25 protein-coding genes are annotated in these 19,046 nt (G+C 74.2%); 16 read left to right on the plus strand and 9 right to left on the minus strand.

Translation table 11 applies throughout. The features are described from left to right. Positions 1 to 146: 146 nt before the first annotated feature. Together V6U81_RS08695 and V6U81_RS08700 are read right to left on the minus strand one after the other, a co-directional pair. Positions 147 to 356 carry a tautomerase family protein gene (locus V6U81_RS08695; RefSeq protein ID WP_334486439.1) on the minus strand — a complete coding sequence of 70 codons (210 nt, stop codon included), beginning with the start codon at positions 354 to 356 and terminating at the stop codon, positions 147 to 149. 11 nt (positions 357 to 367) lie between these two features. Continuing rightward, positions 368 to 769, minus strand: coding sequence for a nuclear transport factor 2 family protein (locus V6U81_RS08700; protein WP_334486442.1), 402 nt, complete (start codon positions 767 to 769; stop codon positions 368 to 370). A 121-nt stretch (positions 770 to 890) separates the two neighbouring features. Between V6U81_RS08700 and V6U81_RS08705 the strand changes: the two genes are divergently transcribed. Next, on the plus strand, positions 891 to 1,823 hold the full coding sequence (locus tag V6U81_RS08705) for a LysR family transcriptional regulator (protein ID WP_334486445.1): 933 nt from the start codon (positions 891 to 893) through the stop codon (positions 1,821 to 1,823). Positions 1,824 to 1,875: 52 nt separating this feature from the next. Continuing rightward, positions 1,876 to 2,163, plus strand: coding sequence for a DUF1905 domain-containing protein (locus V6U81_RS08710; protein ID WP_334486448.1), 288 nt, complete (start codon positions 1,876 to 1,878; stop codon positions 2,161 to 2,163). Between the two features lie 103 nt (positions 2,164 to 2,266). Here V6U81_RS08710 and V6U81_RS08715 read toward each other — a convergent pair whose 3' ends face one another. Then, complete coding sequence (locus V6U81_RS08715; protein WP_334486451.1) at positions 2,267 to 3,049, minus strand: hypothetical protein; 783 nt, start codon at positions 3,047 to 3,049, stop codon at positions 2,267 to 2,269. Then, positions 3,049 to 3,552 carry a sigma-70 family RNA polymerase sigma factor gene (locus tag V6U81_RS08720; RefSeq protein WP_334486453.1) on the minus strand — a complete coding sequence of 168 codons (504 nt, stop codon included), beginning with the start codon at positions 3,550 to 3,552 and terminating at the stop codon, positions 3,049 to 3,051. The genes V6U81_RS08715 and V6U81_RS08720 overlap by 1 nt, the downstream gene beginning before the upstream one ends. A gap of 140 nt (positions 3,553 to 3,692) precedes the next feature. On the opposite strand from V6U81_RS08720, the gene V6U81_RS08725 reads away from it, so the two are divergent. Continuing rightward, positions 3,693 to 4,250: an FHA domain-containing protein gene (locus tag V6U81_RS08725; RefSeq protein WP_334486456.1), complete on the plus strand. Its 558-nt coding sequence runs from the start codon at positions 3,693 to 3,695 to the stop codon at positions 4,248 to 4,250. 4 nt (positions 4,251 to 4,254) lie between these two features. Here V6U81_RS08725 and V6U81_RS08730 read toward each other — a convergent pair whose 3' ends face one another. After that, entirely contained in the window at positions 4,255 to 5,064 is an 810-nt protein-coding gene (locus V6U81_RS08730) for an SAM-dependent methyltransferase (protein WP_420884000.1), read from the minus strand. 143 nt (positions 5,065 to 5,207) lie between these two features. Here V6U81_RS08730 and V6U81_RS08735 point away from each other — a divergent pair, with 143 nt between their 5' ends. After that, positions 5,208 to 5,687, plus strand: coding sequence for a hypothetical protein (locus V6U81_RS08735; RefSeq protein WP_334486462.1), 480 nt, complete (start codon positions 5,208 to 5,210; stop codon positions 5,685 to 5,687). 30 nt (positions 5,688 to 5,717) lie between these two features. Here V6U81_RS08735 and V6U81_RS08740 read toward each other — a convergent pair whose 3' ends face one another. Continuing rightward, positions 5,718 to 6,443 (minus strand): prepilin peptidase, encoded by a 726-nt coding sequence (locus tag V6U81_RS08740; RefSeq protein WP_334486465.1) that lies wholly within the window; start codon positions 6,441 to 6,443, stop codon positions 5,718 to 5,720. Positions 6,444 to 6,970: 527 nt separating this feature from the next. Here V6U81_RS08740 and V6U81_RS08745 point away from each other — a divergent pair. Genes V6U81_RS08745 through V6U81_RS08800 form a run of 12 tightly spaced genes read left to right on the plus strand, consistent with a single transcriptional unit; the run spans position 6,971 to position 16,241 of the window. Further along, positions 6,971 to 7,537 carry a hypothetical protein gene (locus tag V6U81_RS08745; protein WP_334486467.1) on the plus strand — a complete coding sequence of 189 codons (567 nt, stop codon included), beginning with the start codon at positions 6,971 to 6,973 and terminating at the stop codon, positions 7,535 to 7,537. Beyond that, positions 7,531 to 8,484, plus strand: a complete 954-nt coding sequence (locus tag V6U81_RS08750; RefSeq protein WP_420884001.1) for a hypothetical protein — start codon at positions 7,531 to 7,533, stop codon at positions 8,482 to 8,484. Before V6U81_RS08745 ends, V6U81_RS08750 begins: the two co-directional genes overlap by 7 nt. Beyond that, positions 8,481 to 9,131, plus strand: coding sequence for an SAF domain-containing protein (locus tag V6U81_RS08755; protein WP_334486470.1), 651 nt, complete (start codon positions 8,481 to 8,483; stop codon positions 9,129 to 9,131). Before V6U81_RS08750 ends, V6U81_RS08755 begins: the two co-directional genes overlap by 4 nt. Before the next feature lie 2 nt (positions 9,132 to 9,133). Then, positions 9,134 to 9,934: a CpaE/TadZ family protein gene (locus tag V6U81_RS08760; protein WP_334486472.1), complete on the plus strand. Its 801-nt coding sequence runs from the start codon at positions 9,134 to 9,136 to the stop codon at positions 9,932 to 9,934. A 20-nt stretch (positions 9,935 to 9,954) separates the two neighbouring features. Beyond that, positions 9,955 to 11,529: a TadA family conjugal transfer-associated ATPase gene (locus tag V6U81_RS08765; protein WP_334486475.1), complete on the plus strand. Its 1,575-nt coding sequence runs from the start codon at positions 9,955 to 9,957 to the stop codon at positions 11,527 to 11,529. 55 nt (positions 11,530 to 11,584) lie between these two features. Further along, entirely contained in the window at positions 11,585 to 12,481 is an 897-nt protein-coding gene (locus V6U81_RS08770) for a type II secretion system F family protein (protein WP_334486477.1), read from the plus strand. Next, positions 12,481 to 13,341, plus strand: coding sequence for a type II secretion system F family protein (locus V6U81_RS08775; RefSeq protein ID WP_334486787.1), 861 nt, complete (start codon positions 12,481 to 12,483; stop codon positions 13,339 to 13,341). Before V6U81_RS08770 ends, V6U81_RS08775 begins: the two co-directional genes overlap by 1 nt. A 29-nt stretch (positions 13,342 to 13,370) precedes the next feature. Then, positions 13,371 to 13,562 (plus strand): hypothetical protein, encoded by a 192-nt coding sequence (locus V6U81_RS08780; RefSeq protein ID WP_334486479.1) that lies wholly within the window; start codon positions 13,371 to 13,373, stop codon positions 13,560 to 13,562. 11 nt (positions 13,563 to 13,573) lie between these two features. Further along, the gene (locus V6U81_RS08785) at positions 13,574 to 14,023 is read left to right on the plus strand and encodes a TadE family protein (protein WP_420884002.1); all 450 of its coding nucleotides are present in this window, start codon (positions 13,574 to 13,576) and stop codon (positions 14,021 to 14,023) included. Then, positions 14,008 to 14,499 carry a TadE/TadG family type IV pilus assembly protein gene (locus V6U81_RS08790; protein ID WP_334486482.1) on the plus strand — a complete coding sequence of 164 codons (492 nt, stop codon included), beginning with the start codon at positions 14,008 to 14,010 and terminating at the stop codon, positions 14,497 to 14,499. The genes V6U81_RS08785 and V6U81_RS08790 overlap by 16 nt, the downstream gene beginning before the upstream one ends. After that, positions 14,496 to 14,927 carry a hypothetical protein gene (locus V6U81_RS08795; protein WP_334486484.1) on the plus strand — a complete coding sequence of 144 codons (432 nt, stop codon included), beginning with the start codon at positions 14,496 to 14,498 and terminating at the stop codon, positions 14,925 to 14,927. Before V6U81_RS08790 ends, V6U81_RS08795 begins: the two co-directional genes overlap by 4 nt. A gap of 15 nt (positions 14,928 to 14,942) precedes the next feature. Next, positions 14,943 to 16,241 carry a LysM peptidoglycan-binding domain-containing protein gene (locus V6U81_RS08800; protein ID WP_334486487.1) on the plus strand — a complete coding sequence of 433 codons (1,299 nt, stop codon included), beginning with the start codon at positions 14,943 to 14,945 and terminating at the stop codon, positions 16,239 to 16,241. A gap of 141 nt (positions 16,242 to 16,382) precedes the next feature. On the opposite strand, the gene V6U81_RS08805 is transcribed toward V6U81_RS08800, so the two are convergent. The 3 genes from V6U81_RS08805 to V6U81_RS08815 form a co-directional block, all read right to left on the minus strand. Then, entirely contained in the window at positions 16,383 to 17,222 is an 840-nt protein-coding gene (locus V6U81_RS08805) for a Rieske (2Fe-2S) protein (protein WP_334486489.1), read from the minus strand. An 81-nt stretch (positions 17,223 to 17,303) separates the two neighbouring features. Beyond that, complete coding sequence (locus V6U81_RS08810; protein ID WP_334486492.1) at positions 17,304 to 18,413, minus strand: hypothetical protein; 1,110 nt, start codon at positions 18,411 to 18,413, stop codon at positions 17,304 to 17,306. Then, positions 18,413 to 18,928: a SigE family RNA polymerase sigma factor gene (locus V6U81_RS08815; protein WP_334486495.1), complete on the minus strand. Its 516-nt coding sequence runs from the start codon at positions 18,926 to 18,928 to the stop codon at positions 18,413 to 18,415. The genes V6U81_RS08810 and V6U81_RS08815 overlap by 1 nt, the downstream gene beginning before the upstream one ends. Positions 18,929 to 19,046: the final 118 nt, after the last annotated feature.

Consider the following 19,046-nt stretch of genomic DNA (forward strand, 5'->3'; position numbering starts at 1 on the left):
GGTCCACCGTCGTCACGTCGTGTGAAGACCGACGAGCCCCGGTGGAGAAGGATCCCGAGCACCGCTCACGTGAGGCTCGTCCTGTGATGGGGGTTCCCACCGGCTCGCGAACAAGGACGGGTAGATGCGACGGACGCCGCCCGACGTCACGGAGCGTTGTGCCGCCGCCGGTACTCCAGCGCGGGAACGCCACCGACTCCCCAGTTGTCGAGCGGCACCTCGTCGATGACGACGTGCGTGGTGTCGGGGTCCTTGCCCAGGACACGCTGGAGCAGCTCGGTGACCCCGGCGATCAGGGCGGCCTTCGCGGCCGGCGTCACGCTCTCGTCGGTGACGCGGATGTTCACGTAGGGCACGGTCTGAACTCCTAGCTCTCGTCGAGGTCGTAGTGGAAGACCTTGCTGATGATCTGCCAGCGGTCGTCCAGACGGATCATGGTGAGCAGGTCGGTGAAGCGCTTCGGGCCCATCGCGAGGGTGACGACGGCGAGAGCGGTCACCGGCCCGGCCAGGTGGATCGACGCGATGCTGTCGCGGCGCTCTTCGCCGCGAGACGCGGGCGAGGGCCGGGCGTCGACGATGGGGAAATACTCGTCCATCGTAAGCCGGGTGAGGGTGCCTTCGGTGGCGGTCGCGTACACCGCCGCCGGGTGGAAGACCTTGGCCAGCCGGCTGACGTCGCCGTGGTGGAGGCCGTCGAAGTAGACCGCCAGGGCACGCTCGATCTCGTCGCGGGTCCACGGGTCCGGCTCGGTGAGTACGTCGTTCATGCCGCTCTGTCCCCTACTGGTCGTCCCGACTGCCTCGCTGCCTCCGGGATCCGCTCCAGCGTAGGAGCGCTGCCGGTATCGGTCCAAGACCAAGTGACCATGCTACCGATAAGCTCAGCTTATGGATGTCGACCTGCGGGATCTGGAACTCCTGGAGGCTCTGGACCAGCACGCCACCCTGACCGCCGCCGCCGCGCACCTGTACCTCAGTCAGCCGGCACTCAGCCAGCGCCTGATCCGACTCGAGGAGCGGCTCGGCACTCCACTGTTCGAGCGGCGCGGCCGCCGCCTCGTGCCCAACCAGGCCGGACAGCGCATGCTCCGGGCGGCTCGCAGCGCCCTGTGGGAGGTGCGGGCGGCGACCCACGACGTCCGCGAGACGAGCCGCGGCCGGCGCGAACCGGTACGCCTGGCATCGCAGTGCACCGGCAACTTCCAGTGGCTGCCGCCGGTGCTGCGCGCGTTCCGGGACCGCATGCCGGGGGTGGAGGTGTCGATCGAACGCCCCGACGACAGCGAGGTCATCCCGGCGCTGCTCGCCGGCGACCTGGACCTGGCCATCGTCACCAAGCTGGAACCCCGGATGAGCCAGGTCCGGCTGGAACGCCTCTTCGACGACGAACTCGTCGCCGTCGTCGCGGCGGACCACGAGTGGGCCACCCGGACGTTCATCCGCGCCGAGGATTTCGCCGACGTCCACCTCGTTCTCTTCGACGCGTACGACCCGGCCCGGATGCCGGCCATTCCCCTGCCCATCCCGCCCGGCGCCCGGCCGGGGCGGCTCACCACCGTGCCCGCCTTCACGGAACTGCTGATCGAGACGATCGTCTCCAGCGACGCGGTCTCCGTCCTGCCGAGCTGGACCGTCGCCCCCTACCTGCGGAGCCATGGCGTCGTCGCCGTGCCGATCGACGACCCCGCACAACACCGCACCTGGTACTGCGCCACCCGGCACGGCCCGCGACGCGAACCGGTCGACGTCCTGGCCGACCTGTTGCGGAGCACCCTCACCGCGCCACCGACCCTGCTGCTGCCGCCCGCGGCCAGGCCCTGATCCCGGTCCCTGCACCCACGGCCGGCCTGCGCGCCGCTCGTATCCTGATCCGATGGAGCTGGCGTTCAGCGGCGAGATCTGGTTCTGGCGCGGCCCGGCGCCCCATCACTTCGTCACCGTTCCGGACCAGGAGTGCCAGGAGCTGGAGGCGGTCTCCCGCCAGGTGAGCTACGGCTGGGGCATGATCCCGGTGACCGCCCGGCTCGGCGGGACGGAGTGGAAGACCTCGCTGTTCCCCAAGGACGGGCGCTACATCCTGCCGATGAAGGCGAAGGTACGCGCCGCCACGGGGCTCGACGTGGGCGACACCGTCACGGTCCGGCTGACCGTCGACATCTGAGTCAGCCCGCTTCGAGCAGGGCGAGGACGCGCAGTGCGTCCCGGCGGTGCGCGCAGTGTTCCGCCAGCACCACCCGGAGGCGATCCCGGGCACCGCGCACCGGTCACCGGGACAGGCCGACCCGGCTGGCCAGAAGGGGGCCGTCGAGGGCCGGGATGCCGAGCGTGGTCTGCTCCGGCCCGCGCTCGACCGGCCCCTGGAGCACGACCACCTCGTACGCCGAAGGCGCCGACCAGACCTGCTGCCAGCTCAGCGACGGGCACAGCCGGTCGCGCGGGCCGAGATCGAAGCGGGCCGGACGGTCGGGCGCGACCGGGAACCCGTACCCGACGGCGTCGATCCCCTGCGGCGTCGGGTCACCGGGCACGTTGAGCATCGGACCACCACCCACGATGGTGCCGTCCCGCAGGTAGAGCACCTGGAACAGCGTCGGCGGGCTGGAGACGACCTGCGTCGCGGCGCTCGCGGTGAACGTCACGGTGAGGGCCGGACCGAGGCCGGCGGCGCGGAAGCGGGTCGGACCGACCGTCATGGTCAGGCCGGACCGGCTGCTCGGGGCGTCGGTCAGCGTGAGCCGCCGCCCGCACTCGAACACCGACGGCGTCGGGGCGGCCGATCCGGTCGGTGACGGGCCCAGGATCGACGGCTCGACCTGCGGGCCGCCCGCGGTGGTCGGCCCGGGTCGCCCGCCGCCACCCACGACAGCGGTCACGGCGGTCACGGTCAGCAGGGTGAGTGCGGTCCCCGCGGTGGCGCCGAGCAGGGTACGTCGCCGCCGGCGCCGCCGTACCCGGCCGATCACCTGCGTCGGGTCGAGGCGGAGCGGGCCGGCCTGCGCCGCCACCGCATCCAGGTCGTCGCGGAGCGACGTGTCATCCGGCTCCATCAGTGGTCCTCCCTCGCGGGCTGGGGCGGTCCGAGGCGCTCGGCGAGCCGGAGCCGCGCCTCGTGCAGGTACCGCTTGACGGCACCCGGGTTGAGGTCGAGCAGCTCGGCGCACTCCCGGATCGGAAGGTCGACGTAGTAGTGCAGGACGACGCAGGCCCGCTGGCGGGGTGACAGCTCACCCAGCGCCCGACCCAGATCACCGCGAAGGTCGGCCTCGGCGTGCCGGTCGGGCTGCGGTGCCGCCACGGCGAGGGGCTGGAGCCGCCGCCGCAGGGTCCGTCGCCGGGCGCGGTCGAGGTAGAGCCGCAGCATGACCGTCCGGACGTACCCCTCGACGTGCGCGATGTCGGCCCGCCGCCGCGAGCCGAAGGTGCGGACGAGGGCCTCCTGGACCAGGTCCTCGGCTTCCATGCCGTCACCGCACAGGAGGTAGCCGTACCGCTTGAGCGCGGCGCCGCGCTGCTGCACGAGCCCGGTGAGGGCAGCGTCCCACGCCGTCATCCCACCACCTCCTCCCCGCCGCGCCGCGCCGGTCACGCCCGGCGTCAGCCACTATGACGAACGAGGCCGGCCCACGGTTGGGGCACTGGGGGAGGAAACCGTCCCCGCTTCGTCACCTGCCGCAGCCGCCGGTGCACTGGTTGGCTCTCTGGCGACGGCACCACCCGGGTGCTGACCGTCGCCGGGCACCCGGCAACGAACTGCCGATCGACAGCAAGCTGGTCTCCCGGCTGCACGCCCTGGTGGAACGCTTCCCGTCCGGCTGGACCATCCGCGATCTGGGCAGCACCAACGGCACCACGGTCAACGGTGGCCCGCTGCGCGAGGCCCGGCTGCTGCGCGACGGGGACCGGGTGGAGATCGGCCCGGCCCGGCTGGTGTTCCGGGCGCCCGCCCAGCTCGCCGGCACCCGGACGGTGGGCGTGGCGCCGCCGCCGGCGCCCCCGACGCTGACCCGGCGGGAACGCGAGCTGATCGAAGCGCTCTGCCGCCCGTACGTGGAGGGGGGCAGCGCCTTCCCGGAGCCACCGACGGTGCGCGCGCTGGCCACCGCGCTGGGCGTCAGCGAGAGCGCGGTGAAGAAGCACCTGACCAACCTGTACGACAAGTTCGGCCTGGTCAGCAACGACGACCGCCGAAGGTCCCGGCTGGCCGGCGAGGCGGTCCGGCGGGGCGCTGCGACACCGGCGGTCGGCTGACCCGTCAGCGCCGGACGCCGACCCCGCCGTAGCCGTGCGAGACCCGCTCCTGCGGCTCCCCGTCCGGTCGCCACTCGGCCACCGGCACCAGCCCCGGGTCGACCAGGTCGTACCCGTCGAAGAAGCGCAGGACGTCGGCGTGCGAGCGGGGCACCAGCGGCGCGCTGCTCCGCCGGTAGACCGCCTGCCCCTGCTGGGCGGGGAGCGGCGGCGCGCCGTCCAGGGTGAGGTGGGAGACGACCAGCTGGCTGCCGGGAGCGGTGGCCTCGCGCAGCTGGGCCACCGCGGCGTACGGGTCCTCGGCGTCGGTGAGGAAGTGCAGCACCGCCACCAGCAGCACCGCCACCGGCCGGTCGAAGTCGATCGGCCGGCGCACGTCGGGGTGGGCGAGCAGCTCGTCGGGGCGGCGCAGATCGCCCCGGACCACGGTGGTGCGGTCGTCGACCGGCAGCAGCCGCCGGGCGTACGCGACGGCGACCTCGTCGTAGTCGACGTAGACCACCCGGGAGTCGGGGGCGATCTGGCGGACGATCTCGTGCACGTTGCCCTGGGTGGGCAGCCCCGCGCCGATGTCGAGGAACTGGCGTACCCCCTGCTCGGCGGCGAGCCGCACGGCCCGGCGCAGGAAGTGCCGGTTGGCCTGGGCGGCGACGCCGGTGTCCGGGAAGATCCGCAGGATCTGCTCGGCGGCGGCCCGGTCGGCGGCGAAGTTGTGGCAGCCGCCCAGGAAGTAGTCGTACATCCGGGCCACGTTCGGCCCCTGCTCAACGTCGGTCGGCGCGGTCACCGGCCCCTCCCCCTGTCCCGGCGTCATCGTCCTGTCTCGGCGTCATCGTCGCGCCTTGATGTCTAGCACTCGCAGCGACGCCATGCTGACCCGCCGTGTCGTTGATCCGGTTGAATCCGGCCGTCACCTGGGACGACGGTGGGACCCCCGACCCTTGAGGAGGCACGCCGATGACCCGTGAACGCGAGACCGTGGAGGTCGACCCGGCCCTGTTCCGCGCCGTCTACGATTCGCCCGCCTCGTTGCCGGGCGCGCACCGGTGGACCACCTCCGAGCACGACGTACGCCGGCTGGAGAAACTGCTCGGGATGCCGGCGGGCAGCATCGGGGCGCCGCTCTGGGTCAGCGGCGACGAGCCGGACTGTCCGAAGTGCGGCCGGCGGGTGACCTGGTTGGACATCGTCTCGTCGGCGCTGAAGGGCGTGCACGACCCGGTGCTGATCGCCACCGTCATCCTCGGCGACCGCCGGTACGTCAACACCGAGGTCCCGGACGCGATCGCCGGGGTGCACTGCGCCGACTGCCACACCCCGATCGAGGGCCTGCGCAGCTTCAAGTGCCACAACTGGGCGTACGCCTTCGAGGCCCTGGAGGAGGTGCGGGAGAAGATGCGCTCGGGCTCGGCGGGCGGGGCGGCGACCGTGGGGTGACGCCCTCCGGCCGGTCGGACAACGGTGGGGTCAGGCGGCCAGGAGCAGGGCGGCGGCGGTGCCGAGGACCAGGAACGGGCCGAACGGCAGGTGGCTGGACCAGCGGACCCGACGGGCAAGCAGCAACGCCAGGCCCACCACTCCGGAGAGGACGGAGGTGAGCACCAACCCGACCACCAGCGTCGGCCAGCCGTACCAGCCGAGCAGCGCGCCGACGCTCAACGCCAGTTTCGCGTCGCCGAGACCGAACCCGCGCCGGCCGAACAGCAGGGTGGTGGCCGCGAAGGCCAGCGCCAGCCCGGCCCCGGCCGCGAGCGCCCGCAGCCACGGGCCGGATCCGACGCCGGTGGCCGCGGCGACGCCCAGCAGCAGCACGGTGCCCGCGGCGGCCGGCAGGGTCAGCCGGTCCGGCAGCCGGCGTACCGCCAGGTCGACCAGGACCAACGGGACCGCCCAGGCCAGCCACCAGGCCACCGCCGCCCGCTCGGCCAGGGTGCCGTCGACCAGCACCAGGACCGCGAGGGCCGCGACCAGGGCCAGCTCCACGGCGGCCGGGGGCGCCCCGAGCCGCCCCCGGCAGGCCGGGCAGCGGCCCGCGGGGCCCAGCGTCGCCGGCCCGATCGGCGCGCCGCAGCCCGCGCAGCCGCTCCGGGTCGGCGACCCCGGGGGTACGCCGTACCGGGCGACGGCGAAGCGGAGGACCGGGGCGACGGTGACGAGGCGAAGAATCCCCAACACGGAGAGTGATTTCATCATCGCGCTTGTGTGACGGTCCGGTGTCGACGGAATGTCCGGGGTGTCTGCCGCGGTCGACGCGGCGGGTTCGCCCACCTCACGCGGCGCGACGGTCCGCACCGGGGGACGGATCGGGCGAGTCGCATCGACCGATCCCATAACCCCGGGCCGGACCGCCGGACCGGCCGCCGCGACGGTCCGATCCTCGAGCCGGACCGCACGATCGGGCGCCTTCGGCCCCACCGACCCACCGTCCTCGCCGTCCACCACCCCCGGCCACCTCCGCTCATCACTCACCGTGTTCGATTGAATTGCCTCTGTTGCATCGGCGGACGTCAGCCTATGCTCGCCCCTTGGGTACGACGCAACCCCCGGCAACAGGCGTCGGAGGCCACCAGAGACATCGAGTTCCACATTCCGCACAGATTCGCACAGGTAAATGCGACAGCACGGCAGACGAAGTCCGGGCGACATCATCCGGGCGCGCTGTCGCATGCCCGGAGGCCGCCCGGTGGTGGCCGCGTGGGCGTACCGAGGAGGGCACGGCGTTGCGTACACGGCATCCCCGCCGCTGGACAACCTGCCTGGTCATCGCCGCGACGGTCGGCGCGACCGCCGGCTGCGGCGGTGGCACCGGGGAGACCGCCGCCACGACCGGCGGGCGGGCCGCCGGGAAACCGGCGGCACCGACCGAAGCGGAGCGGGCGGCCGAGCGGTCCGCGCTCGCCGCCTACACCGGCTACCTGGACGCGTCCCGCACGGCGAGCCGGGAGAGCGACCCACGCCATCCCGGGCTCGCCCGCTTCCTGGCGGATCCGCTGCTCACCCGGGTCCGGGTCGCGATCGACCAGGCCCGCCGGCACGGCGCCATGCGAACCGGGACACTCCGGTCCGCCCCGACCGTCACCGCGGTCAGCCTGGACACCGTTCCGCAGACCGTCGAGATCCAGGACTGCCTGGACGCCACCGGCTACCGCCTGGTGTACGTCAAGGACCGGCGCGTGGTGCCCGGTTCCGGCGGCAGCCGGTACCTGGCCACGGCGACGGCCACCCGGTACCCGGACGGCCGCTGGCTGATCAACTCCGGCGCCGCCCACGAGGACCAGCCGTGCTGACCTGGGGAGGAGGGCGCGTCCCGGCTCGGCCGACCCGGGCCGGGACGCCCCGCCGGCTGCTCGCCGGCACGCTGCTGGCCCTCCTGGTGGCCGTCGCCGCGCCGCCGGCCGCACACGCCGGGGGCCCGGGCGGCGAGTGCCCGCCCGGCCAGAACGACTGTTCCGTCTGGGACGACGACCCGGGCGTCCCCGGTGATCCCGGAGGCGGTGGCGACACCGGCGGCAGCACCGGCGGCGGGGGTGGGACCGCCCCGAAGTGCCAGTGGAACGGCAAGCCACTGCCCTGCTACAACGACTTCCTCGGCTGGTTCAACAATGGCGACGGGTGCTACTACAAGCTGGCGGAGCCGCAGCCGCCCGCCCCCGAGGGCCAGCAGTGGTACGTGATCACCTGCAACGGCGGTGACCTGAGCGACCAGCGCGTGGCGCTGCGGGACGCCCCGCCACCCGGCTACGGCACCCCGCCCGACCCGGAGGAGATCGCCCGGCGGGTGCTGGCCAGGATCACCATGCTCCCGCCCCGGATCGCGGTCGCCCCCCGGCGCAGCACCGGCGCGGGTCTGGTCGGCCTGCCGGTCTGGATGTGGGCCAGCACCGGCCGGCAGTACTTCGGGAAGACGATCACCGACAGCGAGCGGGAGCGTGGCCTGCTGGTGACGGTCACCGCGACGTTCGACCGGATCGTCTGGAACATGGGCAACGGGGACAAGGTCACCTGCGCAGGCGCCGGCACCGAGTACTCCGCCACCGGGCGCTATGCCGGCAAGCCCTCCCCCACCTGCGGCTACGACTCCGGCTACGACCGGGCCGGCACCTACCGGGTCAGCGCCACCACGTTCTGGACCGTGCGCTGGTCCGGCGGCGGCGAGAGCGGCGTCATCCCGCAGACCCGCACCAGCGGCACCGTCCCCATCGAGATCGACGAGCTACAGGTGGTTGCCCGATGAGCCTGGCTACCCGCAACGGCACGCCGGTCGACGCGCCGGTCGCCCCACCCCGGGTGGTCCGGCAGCGCCGGACCCGGCCCGGGCTGCTCGGGCTGGCGGTGCTGCTGATCGCCCTCGGCGGCCTCGGTGCGGCCTTCGCGGTCACCTCGGTCCGGGCCACCGGCAGCTACCTGGCCGTCGCCCGCCCGGTCGAGGTGGGCCGGACGCTGGGCGCCGGAGACCTGGTCAGCGTCCAGGTCTCCGGTGGCGCGGGCCTGTCCCCGGTGCCGGCGAGCAAGCTCGACGAGGTGGTCGGCAAGCGGGCCGCGGTGGCGCTCACCCCGGGCACCCTGCTGACCATGGGCCAGCTCACCGACGCACCGCTGCTCGGCGCCGGGCAGCAGCAGATCGCGCTCAGCCTGGAAGCGGGTCAGGTGCCCGCCCGCAAGCTCCACCCCGGCGACAAGGTGCTGCTGGTCAGCACCCCGGACGACGACGCCGACAGCGCCGCGCCGGGCACCCGGTTCGCCGGCACCGTGATCGACACCGTGACCCCGGAGAACGAGGACGTGATCGTCTACGTGGCACTGCCCGTCCGGGACGTACCGGCCGTGGTGGTGCTCGCCGCGCAGGAGCGGATCGCCCTCGTCCTGACCGAGGCGGCCTGAGCATGGCGATCATCGCGCTGGTCTCGGCGAAGGGCTCGCCCGGCGTCACCACCACCGCGCTGGCCTGCACGCTGAGCTGGCACCGGCGGCTGGTGCTCGCCGAGTGCGACCCGGCCGGCGGGTCGGTGATGGCCGGCTACCTGGGCGGCGCGCTGGACGGGCCACGCGGCCTCGGCGAGCTGGCCGTGGGCGAGTTGCGCGACGGGAGCCTGGAGTCGACGTTCTGGTCCCAGCTGGTCGACCTGGACGCGCCGAAACGGGAGCGGCTCCTGCTGCCAGGCGTCGTCGACCCCGCCCAGGCCGGCAGCATCAGCCCGCTCTGGCAGCGGTTCGCCGACTTCTTCGCCTCGCTGGGACGCGGCCGGCCCCCGTTCGACGTGATCGTCGACTGCGGACGCCTTCAGGTCGGTGCGCCACCGTGGCCGGTGCTGCGGGCCGCCGCGGTGGTGCTGCTGGTCACCCGGGCCCAGTTGCCCGACCTGTCGGCCACCCGGTCGACGATCCGGGCGATCGAACGGGACTTCACCGAACACCGGGTGCCGCCGGGCACGCTGCGGCTGCTCGTGGTCGGTGACGGCCACGGCCGGGGCGAGATCAGCAAGGCGCTCGGGGTGCCGGTGATCGCGAAGCTGCCGGAGGACCGGCGTACCGCGCAGGTGCTCGCCGCCGGCGGGACCGTGCGGGCCGGACGGCCGCTGATGGGCGCGGCCGGTGGCCTGGAGGTGCCGGTCGGCGCGCTGCTGGACCGCCGCCGGGCCCGACTGGCCTGGCCGGTGCAGCAGGGGGTGCCGGATGCGGTCTGACCTGGTGATGGAGGCACGCCGTGCGGTTTGAGCCGGTCTCCCACGATCCGCGCGGCGAGCAGCCGGGCGCCACCTCGACGATGCCACCGGTGCCGGTGCCGGCGAACGGCCGGCACCACGTCGCCGCTCCTGCCGTCGGGCAGCAGGTCGCGGTGCCCCCGGTCGGGCGGCCCGCGCCCGCACCCACCCCGCCGCCCCGGCCACGGGTGGACTTCGCCGTGGTCCGCGAGCTGCGTCGGGAGCTGAGCGAGCGGCTCACCCAGTGGCAGCGCGGCCGGGAGTTCGACGCGGACGCCGAGGAGGTGGAGCGGGCCCGGCTGGCCGTCGCCATCGTCTCCGGGTACGCCGACTCGGTGCGCCGGGCCGGCACCCCGATGGACGCCGACGCCGAGCGGCTCCTGCTCGACCAGGTCACCGCCGAGCTGGTCGGCCTGGGCCGACTCCAGACGCTGCTGGTCGACGGGACCATCGAGGAGGTGCACATCCTCGGCTGCGACCAGGTGCGCATCACCCGGCACGGCGGCGGGGTGGACTGGGCCGAGCCGATCGCCGACAGCGACGACGAGCTGGTGGAGATCCTCCAGGCGGCCGCCCGCCGGGCCGGCGCCACCGAGCGGTCGCTCTCCACCTCCAAGCCCACCCTCGATCTCCAGCTGCCCGACGGCAGCCGGCTCGCGGCGGTGTTCCAGGTGAGCCGCCGCCCGTACGCGGTGATCCGCAAGCACAACACCCTGGACGTCAGCCTCGACGACCTGGCCGGCACCCGCCCCGACCTGGACGAGATGATCGACCCGCTGCTGCGCGACTTCCTCCGCGCGTCGATGCGGGCCGGGCTGAACATCATGGTCGCCGGGCTGGCCGGGGCGGGCAAGACCACGGTGATCCGGGCGCTGATGGACGAGATCCCGCCGGACGAGCCGTACGTGCTGCTGGAGGAGAGCCGGGAGCTGCTGCCCGCCCGCCGCGGCCACAAGCACCGGGCGGTGATGAGCTTCGAGTCCCGCGAGGGCCACGGCGAACGCGGGATGGACGGCCGGCCCGCCGGCGAGGTGAGCATCGCCGACCTGATCCCGGTGTCGCTGCGGATGGGCGTACTGCGGATCATCGTGGGCGAGGTCCGGTCCCGGGAGATCGTGCCGATGCTCCAGGCGATGACCACCAGCCGTGGGTCGATGTGCACCATCCACGCGCGCACCCCGGCGGGGGTGAGCGAACGGATCATCGAGCTGGCGCTGGCCCACGGCCGGGAGATGACCGTCGACCAGGCCCGCCGGATGGCCGGCAACGCCCTCGACCTGATCGTCTACGTCACCGTCGAGGACGAGACCGCGATCGGCGGACGCAAGCACCGGTTCGTCTCCCATGTGGAGGAGGTGATCGGGGTCGGTGAGGGCAACCGGATCGTCACCACCACCGTCTTCGGTCCCGGCCCGGACGGCCGCGCCGTCCCCCGCCACCTGCCGGAACGCATCCGGGACAACCTGCTCCGGGTGGGCTACGACGCGCGTCTGCTGACCCGCTTCATCGAGGCCGGCGCCGGCGCGTGGCGCCGCCCCCGGCACAGCCGCCTCGCCGCCCCGGCCCGCCGTCGGTGAGCGCGAGGAGTGAGCCGGGTTTGCGAGCCCCGCAGTCGCGAACGGAGGTGGCCCGGTGAGTGAGATCGCGCTGATCGCGCTCGTCTCCGGTGCGGCCTGCGTCGGTGGGCTGGTGCTGGCCGTGGTGGCGCTGGTCGGCACCCGGACTCCGGTCCGGCCGGCGTCCACCGGGGCCGGGCTGCGCCGGCTCTGGCGGGGCTCCGGGACGAGCCACCGCGAGCAGCGGACGTACCAGCTCCTGCTGGGGGCGGCTCTGGTCGCCGGCGCGCTGGCCTTTCTCATCACCGGGCTACCGGTGGTGGGGCTGATCGTGGCGGTGGCGGTGCCGGGCACCCCGTGGCTCTTCGCGGTGGGCCGGGCCGAGGAGCGGGCGATCGCCCGGATCGAGGCGGTCGGTGAGTGGACCCGCCGGCTCCGCGACGTCTCCGCCACCGGCCAGGGCCTCCAGCAGGCGATCGTCGGCACCATCGCCACCGTCCCCGACGGGATCCAGGAGGAGGTGCGGCTGCTCGCCGCCCGGCTCCAGGCCGGCTGGACGGCCCGCGCCGCGCTGCTGGCCTTCGCCGACGAGATCAGCGACCCGGTCTGCGACCAGGTGGTGGCCGCACTGATCCTGCACCTGACCGACCGGGGTGAGCGGCTCGGTGACGTGCTGGGCTCGATCGCGTCGGCCGCCGCCGCGGAGGTGGCCACCCGACGCGAGGTGGAGGCGAAGCGGACCCAGCCCCGGTTCGCGGTCCGCTTCCTCACCGGGATGACCCTGGCCGTGCTGGCGTACGGGCTGCTCAACAGCGAGTACATCCGGCCGTACGGGACGGTCCTCGGGCAGCTGGTGATGGCGGCGCTCGGCGCGGCGTTCGTCGCGCTGCTGATCTGGGTGCGGTCGATGAGCCAGCCCCCGCCCCCGGCCCGCTTCCTGCCTGCCCCCGACCCGGAGGAGGCGATCGCGTGATCGTCAACTGGCAGCTCGCGGTCGCCGTGCTCGGCGGCGCGGCGATCGGGCTGGGCCTGTTTCTGGCGGTACGGGAGGCGCTGCCGGCCACCCCGGCGCTCGGCCCGGCACTGCGCCGGCTGCACCAGCCCCCGGGAACCGCCACCACGCCCACCCGGGGTCCGGACTGGCTGGGCGGGTTCTCCCGCTGGCTGAGCCCACCGCACCGGCAGCTCGCCCTGATCGACCAGACCCCCGAACAGTACGCCCTGTCCATCCTGGTTTCCGGCCTGGTCGGGCTGGCCACCCCGGCCGTCGCCGGGGCGCTGCTCTTCCTGGCCGGGGTACCGCTGCCGGTGGTCGTGCCGGTGCTGGGCAGCATCGGGATGGCGCTGGTCTGCGCGCTGCTCGCGCACCGCGCGGTGCTCGCGAAGGCGGACGCCGCCCGGGAGGAGTTCCGCCAGGCGGTCTGCGCCTACCTGGACCTGGTGGCGTTGCAGCTCTCCGCCGCGCACGGGCCGGTGCAGTCGTTGGAGCGGGCCGCGGCGGTCTGCGACGGCTGGGTCTTCGACCGGATCCGCGAGTCGCTGCGGATCGCCCAGATGCAGATGCACTCCCCCTGGGACGAGCTCCAGGAGCTGGCCGACCGGATCGGCATCGCGGAGCTGGGCGACGTGGGCGCGATCATGCGCGCCTCGGGCAGCGAGGGCGCCCAGGTGCACGAGAGCCTCCGCAGCCGCGCCGACGCGCTGCGAGACCAGATCCGTACCGACAACCTGACCCGCGCCGAGGGGATCACCAGCCGGCTGGACATCCCCGGCTCGCTGCTGGTCTTCGTCCTGCTCGCCTTCGTCCTCTACCCGTTCGTCGCCCGCCTCTAGCAAGACCGACCCCGAGAAGGAGCAGTCCCATGCACGTCGTCACGTTCCTCTACGTCGCCGCGGTGGCGCGCCTGTCCGAGCTGCGCCGGGAGGCCGACCGTGGGGACAGCCCGGTCCCGACCGCCGTGATCATCGCCGGCCTGGTGGTGGCGGGCATCGCCGTCACCGCCCTGGTCCGGACCAAGGCCACCACCTGGATGAACAACATCCCGAACAAGTGATCCGGACGTCCCTGCCCGCCACGCTCCCGGACCGGGCGGCCCCCGCCCGGTCCAGGGGTGGGCTCCGGGCCGTCCGCCGCCGGCTGACCAGCGGGGGTACCGACCGGGGTGCGAACCCGGTCGAGCTGGCCGTGGTGATGCCGGCGGTGCTGCTGCTTCTCTTCGCCTCCGTACAGCTCGCCGTCTGGTTCGTGGCCCGGTCGACCGCGCTGAACGCCGCGCAGAGCGGAGTCAACGCGCAGCGGGTGCTCCAGGCGCCGGCCGGTGCCGGCGAGGCCCGGGCCACCCGGTTCCTGGCCGCCGCCGGCGACTGGCTGGTCGGTGCGAACGTCCGGTGCGCCGCCAGCGCGACGGAGGTGACCTGCACGGTCACCGGCCGGTCCCTGACCGTCGTACCCGGGGTCCGGTTCGGGGTACGGCAGACCGCGCACGGCACCGTCGAACGGTGGACCGAGCCGTGACCGCCGCGCCGGAGGGTCGTACCCGGGGGTCGGTGTCGGTGGAGGTGGCCGTGCTCGCCCCCGCGTTCATCGTGTTGATGGTGCTGGCCGGGATGACCGGCCGGGTCGCGGTGGCCGACGAGGCGGTGGAGGCCGCCGCCCACGACGCCGCCCGCGCGGCCTCGATCGCCCGGGACGCGGGCAGCGCGGACCGCGCCGCCCGGGACGCGGCCCGCCGCCGGCTCGACTGGCGGGGGCTGAACTGCGCGAGCGCGCCCCGGGTCGCCCTGTGGGGATCGACCCGGACCGCGTCGAAGGTGTCGCTGAGCGCGGCGTACCGGCAGCCGCTGGGTGAGCCGGTCAGCATCTGGGTGCAGGTGAGCTGCACCGTCTCGCTGAACGACATCCGCTTTCCCGGGCTGGCGGCCTCGGGTGGCACGAGGAACGTCGAGGCGAGCTTCGCCTCCCCGTTGGACAGTTACCGGAGCCGGCGATGACCACCCGGCCGACCCGAGACGAGGGCCGGATCAGTCTCTTCCTGGCCGTCGCCATGCTGGGTGTGCTGGCGATCATCGGCGTCTCGTACGACGGCGCGGGCCAGCTCCGCACCCTGCAACGCGCCGACGACCTGGCCGCCGAGGCGGCCCGCAGCGGCGGCCAGATGATCGACCGGGCCAAGGCGATCGAGGGCCGCCCGAAGGTGATCGACGAGCGGGCCGCCCGCGCCGCCGTCGGGCAGTACCTCGGCGGCCTCGACGACGTGACCGGCTGGCAGGTGGCGTTCCCCGTGGTAGCCGGCGAGAAGCAGATCGAGGTCCGGGTGACCGTCGTCTACCGCCGGCACATGCTCGGCCTGATCGGCATGAACCGCACCGTCACCGTCACCGGTGAGGCCACCGCACGGGCGCTCACCGACCGACCGTAGGAAGGGAAGGCCGCCATGACCGCACCTCGCGGGTCCGCCGTCCGGCGGACCGGGCAGCTGCTCACCGGTTTCGGGTCGCTGGTCGTCCTGGTCGCGCTGCTGGCCGGCGCGCCGGTGGCGCTGCTCGCCTTCGCCGGCAATCCGCTGCCGGACCACCTGCCCAGCCTCGCCGCGGTCGGCACCGCGCTGACCAGCCGGGACGACGGTCAACTCTTCCTGCGCGCCCTCGCCGTGGTGGGCTGGTTCGGCTGGGCGACGTTCGCCTTCTCCGTACTGGTGGAGCTGGGTGCCCAGGTGGCCCGGCGGCCGGCGCCCCGGCTGCCCGGAATGAGCCGGCAGCAGCGGGCGGCGGCGGCGCTGGTCGGGTCGGTGGCGCTGATCATCGCGGCCAGCCCGGCGGCGAGCGCGGCGACCGCACTGTCCTACCCGAGCGCGGCCCCGGCCGCGACCGCCCTGGCGGCCCCGGCGACGACGACGCTGGCGCCGCGTACCGCCGCCGCGCCGGGCGGCGGGCAGCCGGCGGTGTACCAGGTGGCGCAGGGCGACTACCTGGGCGAGGTGGCGGAACGCTACCTGGACGACTTCGACCGTTATCCGGAGGTGGCCCGGCTGAACCGGCTGCCCGACGCGGACCGGATCCACCCTGGTCAGCTCATCAAGCTGCCCGCCGGGGCCGACGACACCGGCACGCGCCGGCACGCCGCCGGGCACCTGGTCACCCCGCGCAAGCCGGCCCCGCACCCCCCGGCGACCTCGCCGACCGCGCCGAAGCCCACCGGACCGCAGAGCCCCACCGGGCCGCAGATCCCCACCGGACCGCAGGCCCCGACCGGGCAGCCGGGTCCGGGTGGCCAGGCGGGTCCGGGTGGCCAGCCGGGTCCGGGTGGCCAGGCGGGTCCGCAGCGGTCGGCCGGGGCGGTCACGCCGGCCCCGGGGACCCGGACGCCGCACGGCAAGGTCGGACCGTCGACCCCGCAGACCGCCCGGCCGCAGACCGCGCAGCCGCCGGTCGAGAAGCCGGCGGGGGCGCCCCCGGCGATGGCCGCCGGGGCCTCCCGGGCCACCGAGGACGACAGGATGAACCGGCCGCTGGCCGTCTCGGCGGTGCTGGCGGTGGCGAGCATCATCGGGGCGCAGATCGGTGCGGTGCTGGGCCTGCGTCGCCGCCCGGCCCGGGTCACCGCGGGCCGCACCTCGGCCGCCCGTACCCTCGCCGCCCGCACCTCGACCGCGCGGACCTCCGCCGGCCGGGCGGCCGCGAGCCGGGCGTCCGCGGCCCGCGCCCTGGTCTCCGGCCGGCACCGCCGCGACTGACCCTCGGGTACGCGCACCGCACGGCCATGATCGCGCTCGAACATGGATGTGGTGGCCTCCCGCTAGCCGGGAGGCCACCACATCCGGGAAACAGCACGATCATGACGCGGCGCCGGCAGGCGGCGGGCGGCCGGCGACGGGTCAGGGAAGCTTGGTCTGGAGGACGCCGTCGACCACCCGGGTGGGCAGGAGCTGCTGGTCGTTGGCGGACGGCCCGTGCACGACCTCGCCGCCGTTGAGCCGGAACGTCGACCCATGCCACGGGCAGACCACACAGTCGTGTCCGTTGATCTTTTGCACCTCGCCCTGGCCGAGTGGTCCGCTCTGGTGCGGACAGCGCTCCAGCATCACGGTGATGTCGTCGCCGTGCCGGTAGACGATCACCGACACGTCGTCCACCTCACGGGTGATCAGCTTCCGCTCCGGCAGCGCGGCCAGGTCGGCGATCGCCTTCCACTCGTCGGTCATCAGGTGCAGCTCGGAGATGCTCTGGTTGACCTGCGCGCCCTGCTTGTACGCCAGGTGCCCACCGATGTACGCCCCGGCGCTCGCCGCGGTCAGCCCCAGGTACGCCAGCGTCCGGCCCGTCCCGTGCCGGCCCCGCAGCCGGGCGGCGAGCGAGCCGGCGTAGAGCGCCAGCCCGATCGAGTTGGAGGCGGCGTGCACCAACCCGACCCGGCGCTGGTCCCGCGCGAGGGCGGCCCAGTCGTTGAGCCCCGCGACGGCGGCCGGTACGGCGCTCACCGTGCCCAGGGCGACCAGCGTGGTCGCGGCGCGCCGCTGGCCCGGCAGCAGGTCGACCACCGCGGCGCTCATCCAGGCACCCACCGGCACCTGCACCATCGCGGGGTGCAGCGGGTGGCCGAGGAAGACCCCGTGCAACAGGTCCCGGACCCGCTGCGGCCGCAGGGTTCCCTGCACCACCCGCTGCAGCCGGTCGCCGAACCGGTCCAGCTTCGCGTTCTGCTCGATCTTCGTCATCAGCGCTCGCACCCTGTCCGACTTCCCGGCAGGGGTGGTCGCAAACCGGGCGGCGGGCACGAATCCCCCGCTCGGGTGACGTCATCGCCAGTCGGCGACCTTCGGGTAGATGGTGGCGTCCCGGTAGAGCTGGTCCAGGTTGCCGCCGAACGCCCGCAGGGTGCTCCGGTCATGCACGGTGATCTCCACATACAGGCCGTGGACGTTGTACAGCTGAAGGGAGGCCCCGCCGTCCATGGCCGTACGGCGACGGGCCGGATGACCGTCCAGCGTGGAGTCGGGATCGCCGAGGACGGCGCCGTCGCCCGATTCGGAGGCGCGCGGCATCATCAGCACGACCAGGGGCCAGTCCCCGAACTTCGTCCGGCCGCCGGCGCTGTACGCCAGCTCCACGGTCCAGCCGCCACGGGCCCACCTGCTGACCTGGTACGAGATCGGCTTCAGGCCGGCCGGGAGCACACCCAGGCGTGCCGGCAGCCGGACCGGCCGGTCCACGCCGTAGCGCACGTCCGCGGCGATCCGATGGGCCAGCAGGCGCGGGTCGGTGCCCTCCGGCGCCCGCTGCACGATCACCTCGGCCCAGGCACCCGGGGCGTACTCCCAGCGCAGCGCCGTGGACCCGGGATCGGGCGCAGCGACGGTGTTCCACCGCGCACTGCGGCCGTTGACCGGCTCGGCGGCCTCCGCGCCGGCCTTGCCCGTGGCGCTGTCGGATGTGGCGAAGTCCCTTTCGATGCCGAGGGCGATGCCACGGCCCGCCGGCACCATCCGCAGGTCGACCATCAGGCCCGGGTCCTTGGCGGCCGGCGACACCGGCGTCGCCGCGGTGAGCGCGAGCTGGTCGGCCCGCGTCGTGACGGTGCGGTCGGTCACGCCGTCCGGTAGCCAGCCGAAGTCGGCGTACTGGCGGGAGGGAGCGAAGGCGGCCGGGGCACGCGAAGGCATCGGGGCGGTGCTGGCCGCCGTCGGGGTCGGCGTGACCGCGGGCGTGGCGGGCGTCGGCGCGGCCTGCCGCTCGAGGATCGCGGGCGCGGCGACGAGGACGGCGGCCACGGCGAGGCCGGCGGCGGCCACCACCCCGACCCGGCGCCGCCGTACGGTCCGGCGCCCGTCGCGTACGGCCCGGTCCAGGTCCACGGCCGACGGCGGAAGCGGTACGTCTCGCAGCGGCGTGAGCAGCTTCTCCTCCATCACTTCCCCTCTCCGGTGATCGCGTACGTGGCGGTGCCGAGCAGACGACGCAGGTGGGCCAGGCCCTGGGAGGTCTGGCTCTTGACGGTGCCTGCGGTGCAGCCGAGGGTCTCGGCGACCTCGTCGACGGGTCGGTCGTGCAGGAAGCGCAGCACCAGCACGGCCCGCTGCCGGGGCGGCACCTGGGCGAGCGCGGCGCGGAGCACTTCCCGGTCCTCGACGGTGTCGCCGGGGGGCAGGGGTACCCGCTCGGGTGGCGTGTCGACCAGCCGTACCCGGGACCAGAGCCGGCGTTTCTCGTCGAGGAAGACCCGGATCAGCACGGTCCGGACGTACGCGTCGAGGTTGTCGGCCTCGCGGGCCCGGCGCCAGTTGACGTAGATCCGGGTGACCGCCGCCTGCACGAGGTCGTCGCCGCGGTGGGCGTCCCCGACGAGCTGGCAGGCGATCCGGCGCAACGCCGGCAGCCGCGCCGTTACGTACTCGACGTACTCCTGTTCCAGGTCCCGCCGCATCCACCCACCCCGATCGTGAACGATTCCACCCCGCTGACGGGGCCGGCACAGCGGCGGGTTGTACGCGCCGCCGACTTTCCGCCAGCCGTGTCCTGTCGGAGGTGGTGGTTAGCCTCGG

Origin of the sequence: Micromonospora lacuserhaii (assembly GCF_036902735.1) — a bacterium.
In the GTDB taxonomy this organism is placed as follows: Bacteria; Actinomycetota; Actinomycetes; order Mycobacteriales; family Micromonosporaceae; genus Micromonospora.

What these genes read in the sequence shown, in the direction of transcription:
- V6U81_RS08700 (WP_334486442.1), bottom strand. Translation starts at nt 769, where the DNA reads ATGAACGACGTACTCACCGAGCCGGACCCGTGGACCCGCGACGAGATC.
- V6U81_RS08705 (WP_334486445.1), top strand. Translation starts at nt 891, where the DNA reads ATGGATGTCGACCTGCGGGATCTGGAACTCCTGGAGGCTCTGGACCAG.
- V6U81_RS08710 (WP_334486448.1), top strand. Translation starts at nt 1,876, where the DNA reads ATGGAGCTGGCGTTCAGCGGCGAGATCTGGTTCTGGCGCGGCCCGGCG.
- V6U81_RS08715 (WP_334486451.1), bottom strand. Translation starts at nt 3,049, where the DNA reads ATGGAGCCGGATGACACGTCGCTCCGCGACGACCTGGATGCGGTGGCG.
- V6U81_RS08720 (WP_334486453.1), bottom strand. Translation starts at nt 3,552, where the DNA reads ATGACGGCGTGGGACGCTGCCCTCACCGGGCTCGTGCAGCAGCGCGGC.
- V6U81_RS08730 (WP_420884000.1), bottom strand. Translation starts at nt 5,064, where the DNA reads ATGACGCCGGGACAGGGGGAGGGGCCGGTGACCGCGCCGACCGACGTT.
- V6U81_RS08735 (WP_334486462.1), top strand. Translation starts at nt 5,208, where the DNA reads ATGACCCGTGAACGCGAGACCGTGGAGGTCGACCCGGCCCTGTTCCGC.
- V6U81_RS08740 (WP_334486465.1), bottom strand. Translation starts at nt 6,443, where the DNA reads ATGATGAAATCACTCTCCGTGTTGGGGATTCTTCGCCTCGTCACCGTC.
- V6U81_RS08755 (WP_334486470.1), top strand. Translation starts at nt 8,481, where the DNA reads ATGAGCCTGGCTACCCGCAACGGCACGCCGGTCGACGCGCCGGTCGCC.
- V6U81_RS08760 (WP_334486472.1), top strand. Translation starts at nt 9,134, where the DNA reads ATGGCGATCATCGCGCTGGTCTCGGCGAAGGGCTCGCCCGGCGTCACC.
- V6U81_RS08780 (WP_334486479.1), top strand. Translation starts at nt 13,371, where the DNA reads ATGCACGTCGTCACGTTCCTCTACGTCGCCGCGGTGGCGCGCCTGTCC.
- V6U81_RS08795 (WP_334486484.1), top strand. Translation starts at nt 14,496, where the DNA reads ATGACCACCCGGCCGACCCGAGACGAGGGCCGGATCAGTCTCTTCCTG.
- V6U81_RS08800 (WP_334486487.1), top strand. Translation starts at nt 14,943, where the DNA reads ATGACCGCACCTCGCGGGTCCGCCGTCCGGCGGACCGGGCAGCTGCTC.
- V6U81_RS08805 (WP_334486489.1), bottom strand. Translation starts at nt 17,222, where the DNA reads ATGACGAAGATCGAGCAGAACGCGAAGCTGGACCGGTTCGGCGACCGG.
- V6U81_RS08810 (WP_334486492.1), bottom strand. Translation starts at nt 18,413, where the DNA reads ATGGAGGAGAAGCTGCTCACGCCGCTGCGAGACGTACCGCTTCCGCCG.
- V6U81_RS08815 (WP_334486495.1), bottom strand. Translation starts at nt 18,928, where the DNA reads ATGCGGCGGGACCTGGAACAGGAGTACGTCGAGTACGTAACGGCGCGG.